At 73.3% G+C, this 17,978-nt stretch carries 19 protein-coding genes and 1 tRNA gene; 11 read left to right on the plus strand and 9 right to left on the minus strand.

All coding sequences use genetic code 11. The annotated features are described in order from the left end of the window. Nucleotides 1–115 precede the first annotated feature (115 nt). Genes IAG42_RS20175 through IAG42_RS20190 form a run of 4 tightly spaced genes read left to right on the plus strand, consistent with a single transcriptional unit; the run spans nucleotide 116 to nucleotide 2,916 of the window. Entirely contained in the window at nucleotides 116–1,063 is a 948-nt protein-coding gene (locus IAG42_RS20175) for a sugar kinase (RefSeq protein ID WP_223206094.1), read from the plus strand. 4 nt (nucleotides 1,064–1,067) lie between these two features. Further along, complete coding sequence (locus IAG42_RS20180; RefSeq protein WP_188338368.1) at nucleotides 1,068–1,817, plus strand: IclR family transcriptional regulator; 750 nt, start codon at nucleotides 1,068–1,070, stop codon at nucleotides 1,815–1,817. Nucleotides 1,818–1,840: 23 nt separating this feature from the next. After that, a complete protein-coding gene (locus IAG42_RS20185) occupies nucleotides 1,841–2,449 on the plus strand; it encodes a bifunctional 4-hydroxy-2-oxoglutarate aldolase/2-dehydro-3-deoxy-phosphogluconate aldolase (RefSeq protein ID WP_223206095.1) in 609 nt (202 codons plus the stop codon). A 47-nt stretch (nucleotides 2,450–2,496) separates the two neighbouring features. Beyond that, complete coding sequence (locus IAG42_RS20190; protein WP_188338370.1) at nucleotides 2,497–2,916, plus strand: hypothetical protein; 420 nt, start codon at nucleotides 2,497–2,499, stop codon at nucleotides 2,914–2,916. 81 nt (nucleotides 2,917–2,997) lie between these two features. On the opposite strand, the gene ggt is transcribed toward IAG42_RS20190, so the two are convergent. The 4 genes from ggt to IAG42_RS20210 form a co-directional block, all read right to left on the minus strand. Then, on the minus strand, nucleotides 2,998–4,842 hold the full coding sequence (gene ggt / locus IAG42_RS20195) for a gamma-glutamyltransferase (protein ID WP_188341497.1): 1,845 nt from the start codon (nucleotides 4,840–4,842) through the stop codon (nucleotides 2,998–3,000). A gap of 207 nt (nucleotides 4,843–5,049) precedes the next feature. Continuing rightward, a complete protein-coding gene (locus IAG42_RS20200; RefSeq protein ID WP_188338371.1) occupies nucleotides 5,050–5,691 on the minus strand; it encodes a hypothetical protein in 642 nt (213 codons plus the stop codon). Then, nucleotides 5,688–6,017, minus strand: coding sequence for a hypothetical protein (locus tag IAG42_RS20205; protein ID WP_188338372.1), 330 nt, complete (start codon nucleotides 6,015–6,017; stop codon nucleotides 5,688–5,690). The genes IAG42_RS20200 and IAG42_RS20205 overlap by 4 nt, the downstream gene beginning before the upstream one ends. 90 nt (nucleotides 6,018–6,107) lie before the next feature. Beyond that, nucleotides 6,108–6,551 (minus strand): cytidine deaminase, encoded by a 444-nt coding sequence (locus IAG42_RS20210; RefSeq protein WP_188338373.1) that lies wholly within the window; start codon nucleotides 6,549–6,551, stop codon nucleotides 6,108–6,110. A 130-nt stretch (nucleotides 6,552–6,681) separates the two neighbouring features. Between IAG42_RS20210 and IAG42_RS20215 the strand changes: the two genes are divergently transcribed. After that, nucleotides 6,682–7,296: a hypothetical protein gene (locus IAG42_RS20215; RefSeq protein ID WP_223206096.1), complete on the plus strand. Its 615-nt coding sequence runs from the start codon at nucleotides 6,682–6,684 to the stop codon at nucleotides 7,294–7,296. A 72-nt stretch (nucleotides 7,297–7,368) separates the two neighbouring features. Here IAG42_RS20215 and IAG42_RS20220 read toward each other — a convergent pair whose 3' ends face one another. Then, nucleotides 7,369–8,274, minus strand: coding sequence for an NAD(P)-dependent oxidoreductase (locus tag IAG42_RS20220; protein WP_188338374.1), 906 nt, complete (start codon nucleotides 8,272–8,274; stop codon nucleotides 7,369–7,371). Nucleotides 8,275–8,365: 91 nt separating this feature from the next. Between IAG42_RS20220 and IAG42_RS20225 the strand changes: the two genes are divergently transcribed. Both IAG42_RS20225 and IAG42_RS20230 read left to right on the plus strand, forming a co-directional pair. Then, nucleotides 8,366–8,716 carry a winged helix-turn-helix transcriptional regulator gene (locus IAG42_RS20225; RefSeq protein ID WP_188338375.1) on the plus strand — a complete coding sequence of 117 codons (351 nt, stop codon included), beginning with the start codon at nucleotides 8,366–8,368 and terminating at the stop codon, nucleotides 8,714–8,716. A 223-nt stretch (nucleotides 8,717–8,939) separates the two neighbouring features. Next, on the plus strand, nucleotides 8,940–9,482 hold the full coding sequence (locus IAG42_RS20230; RefSeq protein WP_188338376.1) for a DUF4232 domain-containing protein: 543 nt from the start codon (nucleotides 8,940–8,942) through the stop codon (nucleotides 9,480–9,482). 97 nt (nucleotides 9,483–9,579) lie between these two features. Here IAG42_RS20230 and IAG42_RS20235 read toward each other — a convergent pair whose 3' ends face one another. Further along, nucleotides 9,580–10,929, minus strand: a complete 1,350-nt coding sequence (locus IAG42_RS20235; RefSeq protein ID WP_188338377.1) for a YncE family protein — start codon at nucleotides 10,927–10,929, stop codon at nucleotides 9,580–9,582. A 239-nt stretch (nucleotides 10,930–11,168) separates the two neighbouring features. On the opposite strand from IAG42_RS20235, the gene IAG42_RS20240 reads away from it, so the two are divergent. Further along, nucleotides 11,169–12,242: a polyprenyl synthetase family protein gene (locus IAG42_RS20240; protein ID WP_188338378.1), complete on the plus strand. Its 1,074-nt coding sequence runs from the start codon at nucleotides 11,169–11,171 to the stop codon at nucleotides 12,240–12,242. 94 nt (nucleotides 12,243–12,336) lie between these two features. Here IAG42_RS20240 and IAG42_RS20245 read toward each other — a convergent pair. Both IAG42_RS20245 and IAG42_RS20250 read right to left on the minus strand, forming a co-directional pair. Further along, nucleotides 12,337–12,409, minus strand: a tRNA-Arg gene (locus IAG42_RS20245). 66 nt (nucleotides 12,410–12,475) lie between these two features. Beyond that, a complete protein-coding gene (locus tag IAG42_RS20250; RefSeq protein WP_223206097.1) occupies nucleotides 12,476–13,297 on the minus strand; it encodes a TetR/AcrR family transcriptional regulator in 822 nt (273 codons plus the stop codon). 136 nt (nucleotides 13,298–13,433) lie between these two features. On the opposite strand from IAG42_RS20250, the gene IAG42_RS20255 reads away from it, so the two are divergent. Further along, nucleotides 13,434–14,516 carry a hypothetical protein gene (locus tag IAG42_RS20255; protein ID WP_223206098.1) on the plus strand — a complete coding sequence of 361 codons (1,083 nt, stop codon included), beginning with the start codon at nucleotides 13,434–13,436 and terminating at the stop codon, nucleotides 14,514–14,516. A gap of 153 nt (nucleotides 14,517–14,669) precedes the next feature. Continuing rightward, nucleotides 14,670–15,473 (plus strand): mechanosensitive ion channel family protein, encoded by an 804-nt coding sequence (locus tag IAG42_RS20260; protein ID WP_188338379.1) that lies wholly within the window; start codon nucleotides 14,670–14,672, stop codon nucleotides 15,471–15,473. Between the two features lie 103 nt (nucleotides 15,474–15,576). Here IAG42_RS20260 and IAG42_RS20265 read toward each other — a convergent pair whose 3' ends face one another. Continuing rightward, nucleotides 15,577–15,897 carry a DUF6401 family natural product biosynthesis protein gene (locus IAG42_RS20265; RefSeq protein ID WP_188338380.1) on the minus strand — a complete coding sequence of 107 codons (321 nt, stop codon included), beginning with the start codon at nucleotides 15,895–15,897 and terminating at the stop codon, nucleotides 15,577–15,579. 193 nt (nucleotides 15,898–16,090) lie between these two features. Between IAG42_RS20265 and IAG42_RS20270 the strand changes: the two genes are divergently transcribed. Next, nucleotides 16,091–17,767 (plus strand): class I adenylate-forming enzyme family protein, encoded by a 1,677-nt coding sequence (locus tag IAG42_RS20270; protein ID WP_188338381.1) that lies wholly within the window; start codon nucleotides 16,091–16,093, stop codon nucleotides 17,765–17,767. The last annotated feature ends 211 nt before the right edge of the window (nucleotides 17,768–17,978 follow it).

The raw sequence follows: 17,978 nt of genomic DNA on the forward strand, positions 1-17,978 counted from the left end.
ACCCACCTGCTCTGACCTGTACTGATCGTGCGTGTTGCGGCATGTGCACGCCTGTTGCGCGAGGATTGCTACGGTCGGCCGGACCGGACGGAGCGCTACGAGGAAGGGGCCGTCCATGCACCCGCCCATGCACCCGCACCCACCGGAGGTGCTCTGCGTCGGCGAGACGATGGCGCAGGTGACACCCGTCGACGGTGGCGGCCTCGAACGCGGCACCACGGCCCGCCTCGCGGTCGCGGGCGCCGAGTCCACCGTCGCCCAGTACCTCGCCGACCTCGGCCACGGGACCGCCTGGCTGAGCCGGGTCGGCGACGACCCCTTCGGGCGGCGGATCCGCGCGGCCGTCGCGGCGCGCGGCGTCGACGTGACCGGCGTACGCACCGACCCCTCGGCCCCGACCGGCGTCTACTTCAAGGACCCCGGCCCGGACGGCGCCACCCGCGTCCACTACTACCGCGCGGGCTCGGCCGCCTCCCGGATGACGGCCGCCGACGCCCGCGCCGTCGACCTCACCGGCGTACGGCTCCTGCACCTGACCGGCATCACCCCGGCCCTGTCCGAGAGCTGCGCCGCGCTCGTGGCGGCGCTCATGGACCGGGCGCGGGCGGCCGGAACCCGCATCTCCTTCGACATCAACCACCGCCCCGCGCTGTGGAGTTCACCCGGCACCGCCGCGACGGAGCTGCTCGCGCTCGCCCGGCGGGCCGACGTCGTCCTGGTCGGCCGCGACGAGGCGGAGACCCTGTGGGGCACGCCCACCGCGCGGGACATCCACGAGCACCTCGCCCTGCGCGGCATCGTCGTCGTCAAGGACGGCGCGGTCGGAGCCACAGAACTCGCGGGCGAGGCATGCGAGTTCGTGGCCGCTCCGGTCGTGGAGGTCGTCGAGGCCGTCGGCGCGGGGGACGCGTTCGCCGCGGGCTATCTGAGCGGCCTCCTCCGCGACCTGCCCGCACCCGCCCGTCTCGCCCTCGGCCACCGCCTGGCCGCCCGTACGCTGAGCAGCGTCGAGGACTACGTACCGGCCACCGGTGCGCGGGCCGCCGGCGCGGAAGGAACGTGACACCGTGTCGCAGACGGTCTCCCGGGCCATCGACATCCTGGAGTTCGTCGCCCGCGAACCCCGCACCCAGTCGCAGGTCGGCGCGCACCTCGGCGTGCACCGCTCGACCGCGCTGCGGCTCCTGGAGTCCCTGACCGACGGCGGGCTCGCGCGCCGCCTGCCCGACGGCCGGTACGGGATCGGGCTGCGGCTCGCGGGCCTCGCGCGGCTGGCCGAGGAGCAGTTCGGGCTGACCGACGTGGCCCGCGAGCACCTGCGCGGCCTCGGCGCCCGCACCGGCCACACCGTGCACCTCGCCGCCCTGGAGGACGACCGGATCGTCTACGCGGACAAGATCGACCCCGTCGACGGCATCCGCCTCTACGCCGAGATCGGCCGCCCCGTGACCCTGCACACCGCGGGCGTCGCGAAGGCGATCCTCGCGCACCTGCCGCCGGAGCGGGCCGCCGCGATCCTCGCCGCGTCCTGCGACTTCGCCCCGCACACCGCGACGACGATCACCGACCCGGCCGCGTACCGCGCGGTGCTCGACGCGACGCGGGCCCGCGGCTGGGCCGTCGACGACGGCGAGTACGAGGACTACGTCAACTGCCTCGCCGCGCCCCTGCGGGGCAGCGGCGGCGCGGTCGTCGGCGCCGTCTCCGTCACGGCGCTCAAGGCGCGCGCCGACCTGCCCGCACTGGAGGCCGGCGTCCTGCCGGACCTGCTGTCCACCGCCGCGACGATCTCCGAGGAGCTGGGATGGCGCCCCTGAACCCCGCACCCGTACCTGGGCCCGTGACTTTCGAGGAACTCTTCGCCGGGGTGCCGGTGATGGCGATCCTGCGCGGGATGCCCGCCGGCCGCACCGTCGAACTCGCCGTCCGCGCCTGGGATCTGGGCATCGAATGCGTCGAGGTGCCGGTGCAGGACGAGGCGGCGGGGCGGGTGCTCGCCGAGGTCGTCGCGGCAGGCGCCGAGCGCGGCAAGCCGGTCGGCGCGGGCACGGTCACCTCGGCGGAGCGGCTGGCGCGGGCGGTCGCGGCGGGCGCCGCGTTCACGGTCGCGCCGGGACTCGACGCTCGGGTCGCGCGGGCCAGCGTGGAGGCCGGTCTTCCGCATCTGCCCGGGGTCGCCACCCCCACCGACGTCCAGGCCGCGCGGGCCCTCGGCCTCGACTGGCTGAAGGCGTTCCCGGCGAGCGTGCTCGGGACCGGCTGGTTCCGCGCGATGCGGGGCCCGTTCCCCGAGGTGCCGTTCGTGGCGACCGGCGGCGTCGACGCGGAGAACGCGGCCGCGTACCTGGCCGCCGGGGCGCGGGTCGTCGCCGTCGGCTCCGCGCTGGAGGACCCGGAGCAACTGCCCCGGCTCGCCGCGCTGCTGAGTCGCGGACCCCAGCCGAACTGAGTACGAGCGCGCTGTTCCGGCCCGGCCGCGCCCGCGATCCTGAGGTCATGAGCAGATCCTCTTCCTCCGCCGACCGCCGCCCGGCGCTCGTGTCCCTCGTCGTGGCCGGCTGCGCGGCGGCCGCGTGGGCCGTCTGGCTGGGCTGGGACCAGACGCGCGACGTGCACCCCGACGGCTCGGTGACGGGCCCGTACGAGGCGTGGCAGGTCGTCGGCCTGGTCCTGACCCTGTTCGTCCCGGCCTGCTGGGCCACCCTGCGCGGGCACTCCAGGGCCGCCGTGCTCGGCACGACCGCGGGCCTGGCGGTCGCCGCCGGCTACGACTGGTCGGACGACGCGAGCGGGCTGTTCATGGTCGGCGTGACGATGCTGGTCATGGGGTCGCTGGCCGGTACGGCGCTGATCACCGGGATCGTCAACGCGGTGCACGGCGCCGCACACGGCTGGGGCCGGCGCGCGGCGCACTGAGTCCATCGGGGCCGGGCCCGCAGAGGGGTGGCCCGCTGAAGGACGGCCGGGCGCGGAGACTGCGCGCCCGGCCGCCGTCACTCACCGGCGCTCGCGCACCACCATCGCCGAGCCGCCGCCCCGCCGCTCCGGCTCCGCGACCGCCGTCACCGATCCGTGCGGGCCGAACTCCAGCGCCGCGACCGCCCCGATCTCGGGAGACGGCGTGAACGTCTCCGGGGCGAGCACGAAGCGGTGACCCAGGGCCTCCAGGGCCGGGGCCTCGGGCGAGTCGAGGAACGCCGGCTCGGCTTCCGTCGTGGCGCGGTTGCGCTGAGAGATGCGGGGCGCGGCGACCGCCTCGGGCAGGGACATCCCGAGGTCGATGCGGTTGACCAGGGTCTGCAGCACGGTCGTGATGATGGTGGCGCCGCCCGGCGAGCCCACCGCGAGCAGCGGCTCACCGTCGCGCAGGACGATCGTCGGGGACATGCTGCTGCGCGGCCGCTTGCCGGGGCCGGGCAGGTTCGGGTCCGGGACGCCCGGGGCGAGCGGCGCGAAATCGAAGTCGGAGAGCTCGTTGTTGAGCAGGAACCCGCGCCCCGGCACCGTGATCGCGGACCCGCCGGTCTGCTCGATGGTCAGGGTGTACGAGACGACGTTGCCCCAGCGGTCGGACGCCACGAGGTGCGTGGTCGACGGGCCCTCGTGCGGTTCCTGGACGCCGGTGCCGCGTACACAGCCCTGGCCGGAGCCGTGCGGGGCGCGCGGGTCGCCGGGGGCGAGCGGGCTGGTCAGCGCCCGGTCGGGGCGGATCAGGCAGGCCCGGTCCTTGGCGAACTCCTTGGACAGCAGCCCGGCCGTCGGCACGTCGGAGAACGCCGGGTCGCCCACCCACCGGTTGCGGTCCGCGAACGAGATCCGGCTCGCCTCCAGGTAGTGGTGCAGCGCCTGGGTCCGGCCACCGGCGGACAGGTCGTAGTTCTCGAGGATGTTCAGGGCCTCACCGACCGTGGTGCCGCCGGACGACGAGGGCGCCATGGAGTACACGTCGGAGCCGCGGTACGTGGTGTGGGTCGGGGTGCGCGGGATCGCGCGGTAGCCCGCGAGGTCCGGGAGCTCCATGGACCCGGGGCGCACGTGGCGCGTCGACCCCTCGGCGACCGGCGGGTGCTGCACCGTACGCACCACGTCCCGTCCGATGGACCCGCCGTTCATGGCGCCGGCGCCCTCGTGGGCGAGCTGCCGGTAGGTGCGTGCCAGATCCGGGTTCCGGAAGCGTGAGCCGACGACGGGCAACTCGCCGCCCGGCAGGAAGAGTTCGGCCGTCGAGCTGAAGTCGCGGAACCGCTTCTCGTTCATCGCGGTCTGCGCGCGGAACTCGTCGTTGACGACGAACCCCCGCTCCGCGATCCGGGTCGCGGGCCGCAGCGCCTGCTTCAGGGGGACGGTGCCCCAGTCGTCCAGCGCCTTCTGCCAGGTCGCCGGGGTGCCCGGAACGCCCACCGACAGACCGGAGTTGACGACCTCGTCGAAGGGGAGCGGCTTGCCGGTCGCCGGGTCCAGGAATGCGTCCGGCCGCATCCGCGCCGGCCCCGTCTCCCGTCCGTCGATCGTCTTCACGGTCCGGCTCGCGGCGTCGTAGTACACGAAGTAGCCGCCGCCCCCGATGCCCGCCGAGTACGGCTCGACGACCCCGAGCGCGGCGGCGGTGGCGACCGCCGCGTCGACGGCGTTGCCGCCCTTGCGGAGCACGTCGAGACCGGCCTGAGAGGCGTACGGGTTGACGCTGGACACCGCGCCGCCGCTGCCGGTGGCGACAGCCTGCTTGGCGGGCGGGCTCGCTTCGGGCCGGCCGGTGCCGGCACTCGCGGGGGGACCGCTCAGGACGGGAAGCAGGAGCGCGGCCGCGCAGGCGGCGGCGCCCGCGCTGTGACGGACAGCCATCATCAGTGAAGCCTCCGAAGATCAACGGCGAGGGAACCGCCGCCGACCCTGACAGCGTCCGGCCAGGTCAGCAACGAGGCGCGAGAAGATTTGCGTGAGATCTGAGGTTCCTGACGAGTAGCACGACCGGACCCGACTCGACCCGACCGGACCTGAATCGGCCTGACCCGGCCTGAATCGGCCCGACCCGGCTCGACTCGGCCCGGGTCAGTCGCGCAGCTGTGCCGGCGCCTGCTGTGCGGGCAGGGCCGGTTCCCCGTAGGAGGTCAGGGGCGTGCCCTCCGGATAGCGGGCGCAGGAGGAGTACGCGGCGACCTGGAGCCGGTCGCGCGGATACGACTGGATCTGGATCTGGTCGTCGTCCCCGCCGCCGGGCGGCCGCAGCCGCATGAAGGGCCGGGTGCCGTCCTGGTCGTACTCGACGACCTCCCAGCCTCGGGGTTCCAGCCGCTTCTGGACGCGCCGGAGCCCCGCGGCGGCGTCCGCCGGCGACACCCCGGTGAGCGCCCATTCGCTGTGCACCGTGACCACGCCGTCGGCGCTGGGAGGGGAGTCGGCGAGCTGGTCGGAGAAGTGCCGCAGCCCGCGCGGACGACAGCTGCTGCCGTACGCCTCCACGGCCCGGCCGGGCCACGCGCGGTCGAGCCCGGCGTCCGGCAGGGCGAGCGCGTCGTAGACGTCCTGCGTCCGCTCGTCGATCCGGCTCGCCGTCACGGCGGGATCGGCGACGGGGTACGGCTCCCCGTTCCACACCGTGTCCACGGCCTGCGTCAGCCACATCCACCGGACGACGAGCCAGGCGACGCCGAGCGGCACGACGACCCAGACGAAGGCTCTGCCGCGGCTCACGCCCCCAACACCTGCATGACGACGAAGAGGACCACCAGAACCCCGAAGCCCACCGCGGCGGCGCGGGTGCCGCCCTTGGGCAGGAAGATCGCGAGGACCGTGCCGAGGGTGACGAGCGGTACGACGCCCTGCGCGAGGACGAGGAGCGTGTCGCCGCCCCGGACGTCACCCACGCCGTCCTGGCAGGTGGAGCAGGAAATGGCGAGCAGCGGCCCGAGAACCCCGATCACGAGCCCGGCGAACATCACCGTCACGGCGAGCACGCAGAACCAGATCCAGTCCCCGAAGCCCCGCCGCGCGTTCGTTCCGTTCGTGCCGCGAGTCATGCCGTGAGGCTACGAACCGGTGGCCCGGGCGGGCATCCGCGCGGGTACTCAGATCCCCGATGGCGGTCTGAGTCTCCCGCACAGGCATCGCTACTCGGAATGCTGGGCGTACGAGGGCCACTTGCCGTCGTTGAACTGTGCGGCCCAGTAGTGGGGCTGCAGTTCGGCCAGTGTCCGGCCCTCCCACCGGGTCGGATCGTCCGCGCGCGGCACGGCGACCTCCACTTCGGGCCCCCAGAGCGCGAGCCGCTCCTGACACACCCCGCAGGGCGGCAGGATCAGCACCCGCCCGTGCTCCAGGTCCCGGCAGACACAGACGGAGGCGGTGACGGCCCGCTCCAGGGTGTAGGCCTGGACGAAGGCGCCGGTCTCCTGGCAGAGGGCGACGGACCCGTGCATGTTGTCGAGCCCGACGCTGGTGAGGATCCCGCCGTCGGTCACCCGTACGGCGGCGGCGCCACCGGGCTCCCCGGCGGGCCAGCGCCGATCCATGAGCGCGAGCGCGGCGTCGACCAGTTCCTGATCAAGTCCCATGAGGGGAGTCTGCCAGCCCCCGCCCAACTCCCGGCCCCCGTAGGCGGAATGAGCCCATGGACGCTGGGCGGGCCGGGAGCGCGGGGCTCCTGAGCGGCGGTCTGTCGTAGCCCGTGGTTACGCTGCGGGCATGAACGCGATGTGGGATGCCTTGGCCGCGACGCCCCTTCCGGAGGTGCGGCGGCGGGCTGCCGTGATGGACGAGCTCGCCGAGGTCGCGCCGGTGGCGGTGGCCGGTGCGCAGCGGCTGGCCTGGAACGACGGGGGCGGGCAGTCCGCTGTCTGGTACTTCACGGAGGACGGCCGCGCGCTGCTGCTGACCTTCGACCACGAGACCGAGCTGAACCTGTATGCCGAGGAGGACTACGCCCTTCAGGAGTCGTTCTACGAGGGCGTCCCCGAGGACCTTGTCGCCCTGGTCCGCGACCGGCCCGAGAACTACGAGTCGCTGAACCTGACGGACGCCGCGACCGGGCGGAGCATTCACTACGCGGGCGGCGTCTTCTGGTTCGACGGCACGCGCTGGTATGTGGCCGACGGGCTGGCGAAGCACTGCCAGGGCGAGGGCCTGGACCTCTTGGCCGAGTCCGGCTTCGACTACTGCCTGGACGACTACCTCTTCGGCCAGGATTTCACCCCGGAGGCCGTCCTGGCGCACCGGGACGAGGACGGGCAGTACGAGGACGAGAAGGAGAAGGAAGCGGATCTGGTCGAGCTGCGGGAGGTCTTCGGCCGGCACGGCTAGCCGGTCGGGTTGGCCATGCGCCGATCCGCGACGGCCGGCCGCACCGTCGCGGATCGTGGGGGACAGGGCGCCCTAGCGGCGGGTCAGGACCTCCGCGATGCGGGAGAAGCCGTCCGCGCCGTGGCCCAGTGCCACCGTGCGGCGGGCCAGACCCTCGGCGGCGCGCATCACGCCCGTGTCGATGCCGTGGGCCTCGGCGGCGTGCACGACGTGGGCCATCGTCGACACCGCGGAGGTGAGCGGATTGCCCTCGCCCGAGTAGCCGCCGTCCTCGATGTCCTCGGCCGTCTCCTGGAAGAGCGCCGGCAGGATCGCGCCGATGCCCTGGGCGAACGGGGCGAGTTCGCGCGGCGAGACGCCCTCCGCCCGCGCCAGGGCCAGCGCGTGCATGTACCCGGTCATCGAGGTCCAGAAGACGTCGAGCAGCGCGATGTCGTAGGCCGCGGCGCGGCCGATGTCCTCGCCGAGGTGGGTGTGGGTGCCGCCGAGCGCGCCGAGCACGTCCCGGTTCTCGCCGTAGAGCTCCTCGTCGCCGCTGAGGAGCAGGACCGCGTGCGGTGTGCCGATCGTCGGCGTCGGGGTCATGACGGCGCCGTCGAGATAGCGGATGCCGTGTTCACCGGCCCAGCGACCGGTGTCCCTGGCCCGGTCCGGGGTGTCGGCGGTCAGGTTCACCAGGGTGCGGCCCTTGAGCGCGGCGGTGACGGCGTCCTGGCGCAGCACCGCGTCCGTGGCGTCGTAGTTCACGAGGCTCACCACGGTCAGCGGACTCGCCGCGACCGCCTCCGCGGCGCTCGCCGCACCGATCGCCCCGCGCTCGACGAGTTCGCGGTCACGGCCCGGGGTGCGGTTCCACACGGTGGTGCGCACCCCGGCGTCAACGAACGCGCCGGCCAGCGCGCGGCCCATCGGACCCAGCCCGATCACCGTGACGGCGGCCGGGGAGCGCCCGGGCGTGGACTCAGGGGAAGAAGACATGACGGAACTCCCTTGTACGTAGGGTGAGAAGAGGTAAAGCGGCAACGGTGAGCAGGGCAGGGCGGAACAACTGGCGGGGAGGAGCGCGGAGATGACACGCGTCCGGATCGACGATCCCGGTGTCTGCGGGGTGGCCGTGGCGGTCGCCGCCATCGACGGCAAGTGGAAGACGCTGCTGCTGTGGCTGCTCGAGGGCGGCCCGCGCCGGCCGGGCGAGCTGCGCCGGGAGATCCCGCGGATCAGCGAGAAGGTGCTGACGCAGACCCTGCGCGAGATGGAGTCGGACGGGCTCGTCCACCGCGAGGTGTACGACGTGGTGCCTCCGAAGACCGTCTACTCGCTCACCGAGTCCGGCCTCGAACTCTCCAGGGCGCTGGCGCCCCTGTCCGACTGGGGCCACCGCCGCCTGGACCGGCTCACCGCCGACCACCCGGCGCCCTGACCCCGGCTGTCCTCCTCCCCGCCGGCGTTTCCCCCGGTGTTTCCGCCCTCGTTCCCGGCCGGGATCAGGCTCTCCCGGCGAGGCGGGAGGCGACAAGTACCCACAAAAAGGTGGGTGCCGATTCCTGCCGATTTGCGCAACCGTCGGCCCCGGGGCAACCGTCTAAGAGAGTGACCCCTTGCCGTCGGGGTCGGTCACTTCGAGTGATGGAGGCGTACATGCCATGTTCCGCTCCTCATCTCCCTCGTCCCGCCTTCCGGCCCGCCTCCCCGCCCGCGTCACGGCCGTCACGCTGACCGCAGTCCTCGCCGGACTGGGAGCGGCAGGAACCGCGTCGAGCAGTCCGAAAGCCGCGGCCCCGGCCTCGGGCAGCCTGCGGACCTGCGCACTGGGGGACCTCTACCTCTCCATGGGACGCAAGGAAGGCGCGGCGGGCTCGCTCTACTGGACCATCCGGTTCACGAACACCAGCACCACCAGCTGCACCCTGCGCGGCTACCCGGGCGTCAGCGCCCTCGACACCGCCCACCGCCAGATCGGCCCGGCCGCCCACCGCACCGGCGAGCACGCCTCCACCGTCAGGCTGGCCCCCGCCCACTCCGCCTCCGCGGTGATCCGCACCACGAACGGCCCCCTCGGCGGCCCCTGCCTGCGCACCGGCAGCTACCTGCGCGTCTACCCGCCGGGCTCCTACCACGCGGACCTCGTCCCGGCCCGCTGGACCATCTGCTCGCACCTCTTCGACGTCAGCCCGATCAAGACCTAGAGGCTTGGCCCCGCGCATGTCGTCGTGGCCCGGTGACGCGCTCCGGGCCACGACGTCCTGCCTGCCGGCGGGGATCAGCTGCGCCTGTCAGCGGGAATCAGCTGCGCGTGATCTCCACCGTCGCCTCCGCGGAGGAGGCCGTGTGCCAGCGGTCGCCCCCGTACGTCACGACGTAGCGGACCTCGCCGGGCTTGGCCGGGGTGTCGGTCGCCGTGAAGGTGCCGTCGGCCGCCACCGGTACGGAGCCCAGGGAGACGCCCTCAGGGTCGGCGGCGTCGTGACGGGTGACCGTGACCGTCGTTCCGGGAGCGATTCCGGGGCTCAGCGTGCCGGTGAGGGTGAGCGTCCGGCCCTTCCTGCTGGTCGCCGGAGCGACGAGGTCGAGGGTCGTCTGCACCGGCGTGGTGACCGGGAGGGAGTGGAACCGGAGCCCCATGACCCCGCTCTCGTTCGTCACGGCGAAGAGCCGGCTCCCGTCCGGCGCCCAGGCCAGGCCCCGGACCACCGGGGTCTGCGTGGCGGCGCCCACCTCGACCGAGGTCAGCGGAGCCGAGGCCTGCGGAGCGTAGACGGACACGTCCGGCACGTCGGCGCTCGTGTTCTGCGTGGCCCCCGCCACCGTGCCGTCGGGGCCGGCGGCGACGGCCACGGGCGAGGCCGGGGCCGGGGCGGCATGCGTCGCCACGTCCGACAGATCGTCCAGGCGGAAGGCCCGGTACCCGGGCGAGATCAGGGCGGCCGTCACGATCGACCGGCCGTCCGGTGTCACGTCGATGTCCCGCAGACCGTTCATCTCGGTCCCGGACAGCACCCGCCGCTTGGTCATCACGGGTGAGCCGCTGCTCACGTCGTACACCGTCAGGGTGTTGCGGTTGGGGTCGCCGGTGCCGACCACCAGCACGTTCGGGTCGGCGGGGGAGGCGACGAGCTCCGCCCCGAAGTCCAGCGAACTGTCCAGCCCCAGTGCGACGACCGGCTCGGCGGCGCCGATGTCGACCGAGCCGAGGTCGCCGCCGGAGCCGTAGCCGAACCACAGCTTCCCGCCCGCGACCGCCACGCCCCACGGGGCGATGCCGTCCCCCACGTGGTACCGCGCGGTCTCCGCCAGCGTCGCGGTGTCGTAGGCCACGATGGTGTCGATGTCGCGCGCGGCCACGTACAAGGTCTGTTCGTCGGGCGAGAGCGCCAGCCCGCCGGCCCCCGGCAGGCCGCTCAGCCACGTGCTCTTCCCGTCGTAGTCCGACACCACGACGCGGCCGTCGGCGCCGGCCGGCATGCTGAGGAAGATCTTCTGGTGACTCCCGTCGACCTTCATGTCGGCGAGTTGGTACAGCGGCAACGACACACCGGTCGCCGCGTACGCCGGGGTCGTCCCCGGTATCGCCAGAACTAAGGAGCCGAGCGCCGCGGCGAACGTGGCACTCAGCATGCGTCTGGATCCGCGCATGGCGGAAACCCCCTCTGTGTCCTGTGAGTTCACGCCGGCAGCCCCCCTCGACCGGCCGGCGGAGACGACGTCTGACGCCGTCGCGATCATTCTGCGCCGGAATGTGAGGGTCCAGTGTTCTTCCTGGCAAGAAAGAGCGAGAAAGTGATCGGTGGGCCCGGGGGCACCGACGCACACCGCCGCACGACCACTGGTGCGCCCCCGACCGACCGAGCGATCCCGACCAGGAAGAACGCGCCATGACCCAGCAGATGATGCTCGAACGAGCCGCCGGATACGCGCGCCGCTTCGACACACTCTTCGAGGAGTACTTCGACCAGGTGGGCACCCGGCTCGACGCCCCGTCCTTCAGCCGGTTCGCCCCCGACTGCCTGCGGCTGCTGCGGGAGTTGTCCCTGCGGGGTGGCAAGCGGATGCGGGTCGTCGTGCTGCACGAGGCGGCGCGTCTGGTGACGGACGAGCCGGCCGAAGGGCTGGACGCCGCCGCACTGAGCATCGAGCTGCTGCAGACCCACGGGCTGGTCCACGACGACCTCATCGACGACAGTCCCGTCCGCCGCGGCGGCCCCTCCACCTACTACGCCTACCGCGAGCGGTTCCCCGATCACCCGCAGACGGCCCTGGGCCTGACCGTGCTCGCGGGCGACCTCGCCCTCGCCCTGTCGCAGCGGGTGCTGCTGGAGGCGCCGCTGCCCGTGGCGTTGCGGCAGGCCATGGTCGAGGTCCAGACGCGGACGGCGGCCGACACGTTCCTGGGCCAGATCATCGACCTGGAACGCGACTTCGCCGCCGCACCGGACGAGGAGGTGCTGCACTGCGTGGCCGACTACAAGTCGTCCCGCTACTCGGTCCTGGCACCCCTGCAACTCGGCCTCCTGGCCGCGGGCGAGGAGCCGGCCCGATTCGAGCGGGAACTTCGCGCCTACGCACGGCTGGTGGGAATCTGCGGGCAGATGCGCGACGACTACCTCGACCTGTTCGGCGACGCGGCCACCTTGGGCAAGCCGATCGGCACCGACCTGCGCGACGGCAGGCACAGCTACGCCGTCCACGCCCTGCTGGCGGCCGCCGACGACACCGAGCGCCGCGTGCTGCGGGCCGCACTCGGCGACCCGGACAGCCCACCGCAGACCATCGCGGAGGTCCGCGAGATCGGGGAGCGCCGGGGCGTGCCGGCCCGCATGCAGGCGGCCATGAACCGCCGTGCCGACGAGGCGTCGGCGGTCGCCGCGGGCTGGCGCTCGCACTGGCGCGAGGAGGCGGTCACCTTCTTCGAACGACTGCCGCGGTGGAGTGTCGAGCGGGCGAGGTGACCCGTACGCGCTCGGCCCCCTCAGAAACGGCGAACGGCCCCTCGGAATCGGATTCCGAGGGGCCGTCCTCTGCTCTGACCCAGGTCAGACACTGTGCCCCCGGCAGGATTCGAACCTGCGACACCCGCTTTAGGAGAGCGGTGCTCTATCCCCTGAGCTACGAAGGCGCGGGGACAGCCTAGCGGATCGGGGTGGTGGGGCGGGATGGCGTGAGGGGGCGGATCGTGCGGGGGTCAGTCCGTGCGGACCGCTCGGAGGAAGGTCTGGGTGAAGGTCTCGATCGCCACCTGCTGGGGTGGGAGTTCGACGTCCGGGAGCTGGGCGAAGGACGGGCGCAGCAGGTAGTGGAGGACGATCGGGCTGGTCATCTGCTGGATGAGGAGGATGCGGGGCAGGTCGCGGACGCGGCCCGCGGTGACCTCGTCGTCCAGCCAGGTGCCGACGGCGCCCAGCATGCGGGGGAAGATCCGCTGGAAGAGGGCGTGGATGCCGGGGTCCGCTCCGGGGCGGGCGAAGACCTCGGCGAAGAAGGCGGCCAGGACGCGGGGCTCCCGGTCGAGGGCCGTCACGAAGAGCCCGTACACGCGGCGGACCGTGGTCTCCAGGTCGGCGCGCGGGCCCTTGAGGAGTTCCTCCACGTCGACGACGGGGCTGTAGCGCTCGAAGACGGCGTGGAGCAGCTCGTCGCGGCCGCCGAACGCCGCGTACAGGCTGTGGACCGAGCAGCCGGCCGCCGCCGCGACCCGCTCGAAGGTCACCATGACGAGCCCCTGCTCGCTGATCAGCGTGGCCGCGGCGTCGATCGCGCGCTCCCGTACGGGCTTCTGCGTGCCCGGCTCGATGCCCGCCGCGCGCAGGGCCTCTTCGAGGGCGCTGCGGGTACCGCCCAGCCGGCGCATGAGGGTACTGCGGGAGATGTCCGCTTCGTGGGCGATCTCGCGGAGGGTCACGTCGGCCACGGGGACGCCGCGGGCCGCTGCCACGCGCAGGGCGGCGTCGGTGATCTCCGGCGGGACGGGGGGCTGCGGCGAGGACGGCTCATCGGTGTTTGACACATGACTCAATGTACCCTGTAATCGAGTATCAGGCGAGCATCGGTGACGGATGATCCGTCGCCTGTCGTCGCGCGCGCCGTGCACCGCCCCGGCATCCTTCGCCCGCGACCGGGCCGTACGCAAGGAAGCGATCCTCATGATCACGAACACGGACACGACCACGGACAGGGACACGAACACGGACACGACCACGAACACGGGTACGACCACGGAGGAGACGCCGGGGGGTGGCGTTCGGCGGCTGATCGTTGTTGTTCTCGGGCTGACCGCCCTCGTCACCGTGATGCTCTGCGCCTTCGCCCTCCCGTCCGCCAAGGGCGCCCCGCACGACGTGCCCGTCGGCGTCACCGGACCGCAGCAGGTCACGCGGGTCATGGAGCAGAAGCTGGCGGGCGACGCGTGGGACGTCCGCGTCTACGACGGGCCCGAGCAGCTCCGCTCCGCGATCCGGGACCGCGACGTCGCGGGCGGCCTCGCCGTGACTCCCGGGGGTATCGACGTCTACACCGCCACCGCCGGCGGACCCTCCGCCACCGGCGCGCTGACCGCCCTGGGTACGCAGCTCGCGGCGCAGCGGCACGCGGAGCCGACCGTCCACGACCTGGTGCCGTTCACCGCGGACGACCCCCGCGGGGCCGGGCTCACCGCCGCGCTGCTGCCGATGATCTTCGGCGGGATCTTCCCGGCCGTGATCCTCGGGCGGGTCTTCCCCGGACACCGCGGACTGCGGGCCCGGCTGGCCGGCGTCCTCGCCTTCGCGGTCGTGGCCGGCGCCGCCGTCGCCGCGTTCCTCCAGTACGGCACCGGGACCCTCGACGGCGACTACGTGGTCACCGCCGCCGGTCTGGCCCTCGGCATGGCCGCCCTCGCCTCCGTCGTCATCGGCCTCCAGGCGCTGTTCGGCGGGGTGGGCCTCGGGATCGGCGGCGCGGTGATGATGCTGCTGGGCAATCCGCTCTCCGGCCTGGCCACCGGCCCGCACTGGCTGCCCGCCGGCTGGGCCCTGCTCGGACAGCTGCTGCCGCCGGGAGCCTCGGGCAGCCTCCTGCGCGCCAACGGCTTCTTCGACGGGACGGGCGCGGCCCGCCCCGCGCTGACCCTGGCCGTGTGGGTGGTCGCCGGCATCGGGCTCGTCGTCCTCGCGGACCTGCGCGGCCGGCGCCGGGGCGCCGAGGACGCCGTGGCCGCGCCGGAGCGCGCCGAGGCCGTGACCGTCTGAGACTCACGCGGACAGCGGGCGCCGAGGGCACCTCGGGAGGCCGGGGGACAGAGGGCGTGCTATCCCGGAAGAGCGAGGTAAACGAGGGGGGCACGCTTGTCGGCGCGGGTCGGTCGTTCCGGCCCACCGGCCTCACTGAGTGGAGGTCCACTCATGACCCCGTTCCCGAACGCACTCGCCGTCGACTTCACCGGCGGCCTCAACGACGCCTGGTCGAAGGTCGCCCAGTTCGTGCCGAAGCTGATCGGCTTCCTGGTCGTCCTGGCCATCGGCTGGTTCGTGTCCAAGATGATCGCCCGCGTCCTGGACCGGGTCCTGCGCAAGGTCGGCTCGGAGAAGCTGGCCGAGCGGGCCGGTGCGGCCAAGATGCTCGAAGGGTCGAAGTACGACACCACCGGGATCATCTGCAAGGTCGTGTACTACGCCCTGCTGCTGATCACGCTCCAGCTCGGCTTCGGGGTCTTCGGCAGCAACCCCGTCTCCACCATGCTCAACGGCATCGTCGCCTGGATCCCGCGCGGCATCGTCGCGATCGTGCTGGTCGTGGTGGCCATGGCCGTCGCGAACGTCGTCCGGGACATCGTCACCAACGCCCTGTCCTCCGTCTCGTACGGGAAGACCGTCGGGACCGTGGTGTGGGCCTGCATCGTGGCCCTCGGCGTGATCGCCGCGCTCGGTCAGGCCGGGATCGCGACGACCGTCACGCAGCCCGTCCTCTACGCGGCTCTCGCGGCTGCCGCGGGCATCATGATCGTCGGCGTCGGCGGCGGGCTCATCGGCCCGATGCGCCAGCGCTGGGAGCGGTGGCTGAACAAGGCCGAGGAGGAGACCGCGAAGGCGCGCGGCGTCGGCGGCACCGGGGCGTACCAGGCGGGTCGCGAGGACGCGCTCACGCACCAGCCGGTGCAGGACCGGGAGCGCACCGACCCCCGGGCCGGCGGTTCGACGAGCGGCTGAGCCCGACCGGCGGTCCAGCGCATCGAGCCCCGAGACCAGCGAGCGACTGAGGTCAGCGAGCGACTGAGGTCAGCGAGCGCCCGGGATCAGCGAGCGCCTGAGATCAGTGAGTGGTTGAACGGTTTCCGTTCAGCAGGTCGTGCCGCTTCACCAGCCAGCTGATGGCGGTGAGGCGGCACACCGCGTAGTCGTGGCCGACCGGCTCCCGCCAGCCCGTCTCGTCGAGGGCGTCGAGGAAACCCAGCGCGTAGTCGGAGAGGAGCTCGGCGTCGGGCGCCGGCGGTTCGAGGTCCGCGCCGGTGACCTCCAGACGGTCGCGGAGCGCCGACACGTGCTGGTCGACGGCGGCCGTGAAGGCGGGCTCGAAGGCGAACTCGGCGAAGCGCGGGCCGTACGCCTCGCTGACCCGGGCGAGAGGGGACATGCCTCAAAAGTACGGGGGAGGGGGTGGCCGGGGGAGGGCCTTTCGGGGTGCCGTTGGTCACTGCGTTCGTCCCCTGATGTCCCTGTCTGTCGGGGCCGAAAGACCCAGTGCGCGCCCCCTGCGCGTCCGGTGCGCCCGGCGGTTCCGACGCGCGTATTGACGGGCGCCGGGACCGGCCGCGTAGCGTCCCGGCATGGATTCCCTGGACGCGCTGCTCACCGCTCCGGGCGCCCCCTTCTCCGTGGAACGCGGCGCGGACGGGCGCCTCGCGTACGCCGAAGGACCGCGCACCCTGCGGGAGTTCGCCGAGACGACCTGGGCGTACGGCGACACCCCGTTCCTGATCACGGAGGACGGGCGGACCACGTACGCCGAGTTCTTCGCCGCCGCGTCGGCGCTCGCCCGCCGCTTCCTCGATCCGGACGAGGGCTACGGGCTGCGGCCCGGCGACCGTGCCGTGATCGCCATGCGCAACCACCCCGAGTGGCAGACCGCCTTCTGGGCCGCCCAGCTCGCCGGCCTCGTCGCCGTCCCGCTGAACGCCTGGTGGACCGCCGACGAGTGCGCGTACGCCCTCGACGACTGCCGGCCCGGGGTGCTGATCGTCGACGGGGAGCGCTACGAGCGGGTGCGGTCCTGGCTCGGCACGGTCCCCGACCCGCCGTGGACGCTGGTGTGCCACGGGGAGGGGCATGCCGTGGACGGGCCGCGCGTCGAGCGGTACGAGGAGCTGCCCGCCGCCGATCCGCTGCTCGGGCCGCCGGACGTCGACGTGCTCCCCGAACAGGACGCCACCCTCCTCTACACCTCCGGCACCACCGGCCGGCCCAAGGGCGCCGTCGCCACGCACCACGCGCAGACGGGCGCCATCGCCAACGCGCTCTACTTCTCCGCCCTCTCGGCGCTGCGGCGCGGGCTCGTGCCGGGGCAGGGGCCGGCCCAGATCGGGATGCTGACCTTCCCGTTCTTCCACGTCGCGGCGTTCACCGGGTTCTTCCGGGCGATGGCGGTGGGCGGCACGCTGGTGCTGCTGCGCAAGTGGGACCCGGACGTCGCCGTGCGGCTGGTGCGGGAGCACGGCGTCACCGCGTTCGGCGGCGTGCCCACGACCGCGCTCCAGCTCCTCGAACGCGCCGCCGAGCTGGACGACGACCTGCCCACGCTCACCTCCGTCAGCACCGGGGGCGCCCCGGCCCCGCCGCAGCTCGTCCAGCGGCTCACCGCCCGCTACGGGGAGCGGGTCGAGCCCGCCAACGCGTACGGGCTCACCGAGACGCTCGGCGCGGTCACGTCCACGTTCGGGGAGCAGTACCGCAAGGGGCCGGACAGTGTGGGGCGGCCCGCGCCGGCGGTCGAGGTGCGGATCGCCGAGCCCGCGGGGGAGGCCGTCCCCGGCGGGGAGGTGGGCGAGCTGTGGCTGCGCGGGCAGTCCATGGTCCGGGGGTACTGGGAGGACCCGGAGGCGAGCGCGGCCGCGATCACGGCGGACGGGTGGTTCCGTACGGGGGACCTGGCGGTGCTGCTCGACGACGGGCGGGTACGGGTCGTCGACCGGATCAAGGACATGGTGATCCGGGGCGGGGAGAACGTGTACTGCGCCGAGGTGGAGGCGGCGCTGTACGAGCATCCCGATGTGCTGGAGGCGGCCGTGTTCGGGGTGCCGCATCCGGTGCTCGGCGAGGAGGTCGCGGCGGTCGTCCGGGTGCGGGGCGGGCTCGATCCTTCGGCGCTGCGGGAGTTCGCGGGGCGGGGGCTGGCGGCGTTCAAGGTGCCGGCCCATGTCGTGGTGCAGAAGGAGGAGTTGCCGCGCAACGCGACGGGGAAGGTGCTGAAGCGTGCCCTTCGTGAGAGCTGGCCTCCCTCGCCGTAGGGCCTGCCCTTTCGTCGCCGGGTGCGGCCCGGTGGGGGCTTCTCGCGCCCCGCGGCGGAGCCGCTGATGGGCACAGCCCCGCGCCCCTCGAGTCGAGCGGATTCGCCGCTCAGCCTCTATCGGGGAATGCGGCGCGAAGCGCCTGCATTTCAGGGGCGCGGGGAACTGCGCGACCAGCCCCCCCACCGGCCCGCACCCGGCGACGAGACCC

Source organism: Streptomyces xanthii (assembly GCF_014621695.1).
Taxonomy (GTDB): Bacteria; Actinomycetota; Actinomycetes; order Streptomycetales; family Streptomycetaceae; genus Streptomyces; species Streptomyces xanthii.